This window comes from Streptomyces sp. NPDC058812, from assembly GCF_042744565.1.
Classification (GTDB): domain Bacteria; phylum Actinomycetota; class Actinomycetes; order Streptomycetales; family Streptomycetaceae; genus Streptomyces; species Streptomyces thinghirensis.
On record NZ_JBHYOB010000001.1, the window covers coordinates 874,341 to 881,480 of the forward strand.

At 73.5% G+C, this 7,140-nt stretch carries 6 protein-coding genes; 5 read left to right on the forward strand and 1 reads right to left on the reverse strand.

Annotated elements, in window-relative coordinates; genetic code table 11:
- On the reverse strand, window positions 1–1,143 hold the full coding sequence (gene mtnA, locus ACFW48_RS03975) for an S-methyl-5-thioribose-1-phosphate isomerase (RefSeq protein ID WP_386310208.1): 1,143 nt from the start codon (window positions 1,141–1,143) through the stop codon (window positions 1–3).
- Window positions 1,144–1,283: 140 nt separating this feature from the next.
- Between mtnA and ACFW48_RS03980 the strand changes: the two genes are divergently transcribed.
- The 5 genes from ACFW48_RS03980 to ACFW48_RS04000 are packed head-to-tail and all read left to right on the forward strand — an operon-like array spanning window position 1,284 to window position 6,993.
- Window positions 1,284–2,690, forward strand: a complete 1,407-nt coding sequence (locus ACFW48_RS03980; protein WP_386310209.1) for a glycerophosphoryl diester phosphodiesterase membrane domain-containing protein — start codon at window positions 1,284–1,286, stop codon at window positions 2,688–2,690.
- A gap of 4 nt (window positions 2,691–2,694) precedes the next feature.
- Entirely contained in the window at window positions 2,695–3,477 is a 783-nt protein-coding gene (locus ACFW48_RS03985; protein ID WP_386310212.1) for a DUF4129 domain-containing protein, read from the forward strand.
- Window positions 3,474–4,694 (forward strand): DUF4350 domain-containing protein, encoded by a 1,221-nt coding sequence (locus tag ACFW48_RS03990; RefSeq protein WP_386310213.1) that lies wholly within the window; start codon window positions 3,474–3,476, stop codon window positions 4,692–4,694. Before ACFW48_RS03985 ends, ACFW48_RS03990 begins: the two co-directional genes overlap by 4 nt.
- Window positions 4,694–5,683 (forward strand): AAA family ATPase, encoded by a 990-nt coding sequence (locus tag ACFW48_RS03995; RefSeq protein WP_386310214.1) that lies wholly within the window; start codon window positions 4,694–4,696, stop codon window positions 5,681–5,683. Before ACFW48_RS03990 ends, ACFW48_RS03995 begins: the two co-directional genes overlap by 1 nt.
- Entirely contained in the window at window positions 5,683–6,993 is a 1,311-nt protein-coding gene (locus tag ACFW48_RS04000; protein WP_386310216.1) for a DUF58 domain-containing protein, read from the forward strand. The genes ACFW48_RS03995 and ACFW48_RS04000 overlap by 1 nt, the downstream gene beginning before the upstream one ends.
- The last annotated feature ends 147 nt before the right edge of the window (window positions 6,994–7,140 follow it).

Genomic DNA, 7,140 nt, shown 5'->3' on the forward strand with positions numbered 1-7,140 from the left:
TTAGCTAATCGTTACCTGGCGTGACCTGGCACACAGCTCCGCGAGAGCCCCGGCCGTCACGGGCGAAACCGCGCCCTCCTCGGTGACGATCGCCGTCACCAGCTCGGGCGGAGTCACGTCGAACGCCGGGTTGTACGCCTGAGTCCCCAGGGGTGCCACCGGAATCCCGCCTCCCGCTCCGGCCACCGACACCTGGGGTGCTGTGACCTCGGTCACTTCGTATCCGGGACGCTGTTCCACCTCGATGGACGCCCCGTCCGGCGTGTCCGGATCCACCGTCGTGACCGGTGCCACCACGATGAACGGCACATGGTGGTACCTCGCGAGCACGGCGAGCGGATAGCTCCCCACCTTGTTCGCCACCGAACCGTCGGCCGCGATGCGGTCCGCGCCGACGAGCACCGCGTCCACCTCACCCGCCGCGAACAGCGAACCGGCCGCGTTGTCGGTGAGCAAGGTGTACGCCATGTCGTTGCGTGCCGCCTCGTATGCCGTCAGGCGAGCACCTTGCAGCAACGGACGCGTTTCGTCCACCCAGAGGCGTCGCAGCCGACCCGACCGGTGCGCCGCGAGCGCCACCGCGAAGGCCGTCCCCTCGCCGCCCGACACCAGCGCCCCGCTGTTGCAGTGCGTGAGGACCCGGTGCCCGCCGGCGGGCAGCAGCTCGTCCAGCAGCGCCAGCCCGTGCGCGGCCATCCGGGCGCTGGCCTCGGCGTCCTGCCGGTGCAGCGTCCGCGCCGCGGCCAGCGCGGCCGCGGCGGCCTGGCGGGTGTCGCCGGTCCTGGCGAGCGCCTCCTGGTGAGCGGCCTGGGCCCGGCGCACGCCGACGGCGAGGTTCACCGCGGTGGGGCGGGTCCCCGCCAGCGCGGCCGCGGCCTCCTCCACCTCGAAGCCGCGGGCGGCGGCGAGCGCGACACCGTAGGCGCCCGCGATGCCGAGCAGCGGCGCCCCGCGCACGGCGAGCGAGCGGATCGCCTCCACGAGCGCGGACGCGTCCGTGCAAACCAGTTCGACCTCCTCGGCCGGCAGCCTGGTCTGGTCCAGCAGGACCAGCACGGGTCCCTCGGGTGGTTCCTCCCAGCGCAGCGCCGGGATCTCGGTCGGCCGCTTGTCCTCGCCGCTTCGCGCGTCCTGATCAGCCATGCGGTCAGTCTGCCCCCTACCGGGCGGACAATTGAAGGTGCGCAGCCCATACCGCGCCCGGTCCGCACCCGACCACACCATGGCACGATGGCTGCCAACCTGCCGCCGCGACCGCGGACGGGCACCGTGAAGGAGCGACGATGAACGACACTCCGGGCTGGGCCTCGCCCGGATCCGCCCCGTCCGACGGGCGGGAGCCCGGCGCGTCCGGCCCCGCCGAGTCCGCCGACCGCCCGAACGGCCCCGATCAGCCCGCGCACCCCGCGGACCGGCCGGGCGCGGACCAGCCAGGCGCGGAACCGACGAGCCCCGGCACGAAGTGGTCCAAGGAGCAGCCGCCGCCCGGCCAGTGGCCCGCGCCCACCGGCCCCGGCCAGGCACCGCCTCCCCCGCCTCCGCAGCAGGGCTGGGGAGCCCCGCCCCCCAGCCACCCCGGCGGCGGCTACGGCGGCCCGGGCGAGTACGGAGGTCCCGGCGGCTACGGCGGCCAGGGCGGGGGCTACGGCGGCTACGGCCCGCCTGGCGGACACGGCGGCTGGGGCGGCGGCTGGGGCGGCCCCCCGCCCGCGGCCAAGCCCGGCGTGATCCCGCTCCGCCCGCTCGGCGTCGGCGAGATCCTCGACGGCGCGGTCTCCACCATGCGCACCTATTGGCGCACAGTCCTCGGCATCTCGCTGACCGTCGCGGTCTTCACGGAAATCATCGTCGTACTGCTCCAGGGCCTCGTCCTGGACAACGCCAGCACCGAGGCCCTCAACGACCCCGACGCCACCCTGAGCGAACTCGGCGACGCCCTGGCCGACACCACGATCAACTCGGGTGTCATCTTCCTGATCTCCCTGATCGGCACCGTCCTGGCCACCGCCCTGCTGACCACCGTCACCAGCCGCGCCGTACTCGGCAGGCCGGTGACCACCGGTGAGGCCTGGCGGGACGCCCGCCCCCAGGTGCTGAAGCTGTTCGGCCTGATCATGCTGCTGCTGCTCATCGTCTTCGGCATCGTCATGGTCGGCATGGCACCCGGTCTCCTCGTCACGGCCGCGGGAGGCGACGACGCGGGCGTGGCCCTGACCGTCCTGGGCTTCCTGGCGGCCGGCGTCGTCGCGGTGTGGCTCATGGTCCGCTTCTCGCTGGCGTCCCCCGCGCTGATGCTGGAGAAGCAGGGCATCAAGAAGGCGATGGGCCGCTCCGTGAAGCTGGTGCGCGGCTCCTGGTGGCGGGTCTTCGGCATCCAACTGCTCGCCACGATCATCGCGAACGTCGTCGCGTCGATCATCGTCCTTCCCTTCGCCTTTCTCGCCGCGACCCTCGGCGGCGACGGCATCGGCGGCTTCCTGGACGGCACCGGGGACCTCGGCTGGACGTTCCTCGTCGTCAGCGGGATCGGCTCGGTGATCGGCTCGATGATCACCTTCCCGATCACGGCCGGCGTGGCCGTTCTGCTCTACATCGACCAGCGCATTCGCCGCGAGGCCCTCGACCTCGAACTGGCCCGGGCGGCCGGTCTCCAGGGCTCCGGCGCTCCCGGCACCACCCCGGGGAGCTGATGCGGTGAGCCCGGCGGGGGGAGTTCTCACAGAAGCGCTGTCACGCACCGCCGTACGGACGCTGTCGCGCACGGGCGACACCTCGGTGCTGTCGCTGCCGCGCTCCGGCGACGAACCGCCGGTGACGATCCCGCGCGACCCCGCGCGGGAGGCCGCGCGGCGCGAGCTGTCCAAGCGGATGTACCACGAGAACGACCCCGGCTGGTTCCAGCGGGCCCTGAACGCGTTCTGGGACTGGATCGACGAGCTGTTCAGCAGCGCGTCCACCGCGACTCCCGGAGGGACGTTCGGCCTGATCGTCATCATCGTGGCCGTAGTGGCCGCGCTGGGCGCCCTCTGGTGGCGCCTGGGCACCCCGCGCCGCCAACCGGCCTCGGCCCCCGCCCTGTTCGACGACCGCCCCCGCAGCGCCGCCGACCACCGCGCCGCCGCCGAGGCACACGCCGCCCAGGGACACTGGAACCAGGCCGTCCAGGAACGCATGCGGGCCGTCGTCCGCGCCCTGGAGGAACGCGCCCTCCTCGACATTCGCCCCGGCCGCACCGCCGACGAGGCGGCAACCGAAGCCGGCCGTGCCATGCCCGCCCACGGCGCCCCGCTGCGCGCCGCGGCCCGCGACTTCGACGACGTCACATACGGCGGCCGCCCCGGCACCGAACAGTCGTACCGGCGCCTCACCGAACTCGACCGCGACCTGGAACGCGGCAAGCCGCGTCTGGCAAGCAGCACGACCGCCAGTACGACCGACAGCGCGGACCCGAACACCCGCCCGGGAGCCGCCGAATGACCACCGAGGCCACGCTCCCCACCACCTCGGCCTCGCCCACCGCACGCCAGGTGTGGACACGCGCGCGGGGCATCACGCTCGCACTCGTCGCGCTGCTCGTCGCCGCCGTCGCGATCGCCGTCATCCGCTCCGACACCCGGCACGGCGAACTCGACCCGCGCTCCGCCGACCCCTACGGCAGCCGGGCCGTCGCCGAACTCCTCGCCGACCGGGGCGTGTCCACGCGCGTGGTCGACACCCTGGACGACGCACGCGCCGCGGCCGGCCCGGACACCACCCTGCTGGTCGCCGTCCCCGACCTCCTGACCGAACGCCAGCAGACGCGGCTGCGCTCCGCGACCGAGGGCTCCGGCGGCCGTACCGTCCTCGTGGCCCCGGGCGGCCCCGCCGTCGAACGACTCGCCCCCGGCGTCACCGCCGACCCCGCGCTCAGCCTCGACTCGACGCTGGCCCCCGACTGCGACCTGTCCGCCGCCCGCCGCGCGGGCAGCGCCGACACCGGCGGCATCCGCTACAGCAGCGCCCACATCGAAGCCGACGCCTGCTACCCCAGCCGGCGCCTGGCCACCCTGCTCCGCATCCCCGAGACATCCGGAGAGGCGGCCCAGGAAGGCACCCCGGGCGACACAGTCGTCCTCGGCGCCCCCGACATCTTCTACAACAACCACCTCGACGAGCACGGCAACGCCTCGCTCGCCCTCCAACTCCTCGGCTCCCGCGACCACCTGGTCTGGTACCTCCCCTCGCTCACCGACGCCACCACCCCGGACGACGAGCGCAGCTTCTTCGACCTGCTCCCCTCCGGCTGGCTCTGGGGCACCCTGCAGCTCTTCGTCGCCGCCGCCCTCGCCGCCCTGTGGCGGGCACGCCGGCTCGGCCCCCTGGTGCCCGAAAAACTCCCCGTCGCGATCCGCGCCTCCGAAACCGCCGAGGGCCGCGCCCGCCTCTACCGCAAGGTCAACGCCCGCGACCGCGCGGCCGCCGCTCTTCGCTCCGCCACCCGCACCCGTCTCGCCCCCCTCGTAGGCGTCCCCGTCGCCCAGGCGCACACGCCCGAGGCCCTGCTCCCCGCCCTGTCCGCCCATCTCCACGGCGAACACGGCGACGGACAATCCCTGCACACCCTCCTCTTCGGCCCGCCGCCCGGCGACGACGCGGCCCTCATCGCCCTCGCCGACCAACTCGACGCCCTCGAAAGAGAGGTACGCCGTCCATGATGGACCCGACCACTGACAACGCCGGGCAGACCGGGGACCCGGGCAACGCCCGCGCCGCCCTGGAGACCCTGCGCGCCGAGATCGCCAAGGCCGTGGTCGGCCAGGACGCCGCCGTCACCGGTCTCGTCGTGGCGCTCCTGTGCCGCGGCCACGTCCTCCTCGAAGGAGTCCCCGGCGTAGCCAAGACCCTCCTCGTCCGCGCCCTGGCCGCAGCCACCGAACTCGACACCAAGCGCGTCCAGTTCACCCCGGACCTGATGCCGAGCGACGTCACCGGCTCCCTGGTCTACGACGCCCGCACCGCCGAGTTCTCCTTCCAGCCCGGCCCGGCCTTCACGAACCTGCTCCTCGCCGACGAGATCAACCGCACGCCCCCCAAGACCCAGTCGTCCCTCCTCGAAGCCATGGAGGAACGCCAGGTCACGGTCGACGGCACGCCCCGCCCCCTCCCCGAGCCGTTCCTGGTCGCGGCGACCCAGAACCCGGTCGAGTACGAGGGCACCTACCCCCTCCCGGAAGCCCAGCTGGACCGCTTCCTCCTCAAGCTCACCGTCCCCCTCCCCTCCCGGCAGGACGAGATCGACGTCCTCACCCGCCACGCCTCGGGCTTCAACCCGCGCGACCTGCGCGCCGCCGGCGTACGCCCCGTGGCGAACGCCGCCGACCTGGAGGCGGCCCGCGCGGAGGTGGCCAAGACGACGATCTCCCCCGAGATCACGGCCTACGTCGTCGACGTCTGCCGGGCCACCCGCGAGTCGCCGTCCCTCACCCTCGGCGTCTCCCCGCGCGGAGCCACGGCGCTGCTCTCGACGGCCCGCGCGTGGGCCTGGCTGACGGGCCGCGACTACGTCACCCCCGACGACGTGAAGGCCCTCGCCCTCCCCACTCTCCGGCACCGCGTCCAGCTCCGTCCGGAGGCCGAGATGGAGGGCGTGACCACGGACTCCGTCATCAACGCGATCCTCGCCCACCTCCCCGTGCCCCGCTGATGGCACTCACCGGACGCACCGCACTCCTCGCGGCCCTGGGCTCCGCGCCCATCGGTATCTGGGACCCCAGCTGGACGGGCATCCTCGCGGTCAACGCGCCGCTGGCCGTGGCCTGCGCCTGCGACTTCGCCCTGGCCGCCCCGGTACGACGCCTGCGCCTGACCCGCTCCGGTGACACCTCCACGCGCCTGGGCGACACCGCCGACGTCACCCTGACGGTCACCAACCCGTCCAACCGCCCGCTCCGCGCCCACCTCCGCGACGCCTGGCCGCCCAGCAGCTGGCAACCCGGCACCGATACGTCGGCCTCCCGCCACCGCGTGGCGGTCCCCGCCGGCGAACGCCGCCGAGTGACCACCCGTCTACGGCCGACCCGCCGCGGCGACCGCCAGTCGGACCGCGTCACGATCCGCTCGTACGGCCCCCTGGGCCTCTTCACCCGCCAGGGCACCCACCGGTCCCCCTGGACGGTACGCGTCCTGCCCCCTTTCACAAGCCGCAAGCACCTGCCGTCCAAGCTGTCCCGCCTGCGCGAACTCGACGGCCGCACCAGCGTGCTCACCCGCGGAGAGGGCACGGAATTCGACAGCCTCCGCGAATACGTCCCCGGCGACGACACCCGTTCCATCGACTGGCGTGCGACAGCCCGCCAGTCCACCGTCGCCGTACGCACCTGGCGCCCAGAACGCGACCGGCACATCCTGCTCGTCCTCGACACCGGCCGAACCTCGGCCGGCCGGGTGGGCGACGCACCCCGCCTCGACGCCTCCATGGACGCCGCCCTGCTCCTGGCCGCCCTGGCCTCCCGCGCCGGCGACCGCGTCGATCTCCTCGCGTACGACCGCCGGGTACGCGCCCTCGTTCAGGGCCGCACGGCGGGCGACGTACTCCCTTCCCTGGTCAACACGATGGCGACCCTGGAACCGGAGCTGGTGGAAACCGACGCCCGCGGCCTCACCGCCACGGCCCTCCGGTCGGCCCCTCGCCGCTCTCTGATCGTGCTCCTCACGACACTCGACTCGGCCCCGATCGAAGAGGGACTACTCCCCGTCCTGCCACGACTGACACAGCGCCACACGGTCGTCCTGGCATCGGTGGCAGACCCGCACATCTCCCGGATGGCCAAGGCCCGCGGAAACACGGACGCCGTCTACGACGCCGCAGCGGCAGCACAAGCCCAGGCGGAACGCGATCGCACCGCGGACCAGCTCCGCCGGCACGGTGTCACAATCGTCGACGCGATCCCTGACGAACTCGCTCCGGCGCTGGCCGACGCCTACTTGGAACTGAAGGCGGCAGGCCGTCTATAGGGAGAAAGGGGGCGGGGCCGAAACGGCCTCGCCGCCATCTCAACTGCCCCTGAAACGCAGAAAACCCCGCACCGTTCCCGGTGCGGGGTTTCCTCGCAATGATTGTTCGGCGGCGTCCTACTCTCCCACAGGGTCCCCCCTGCAGTA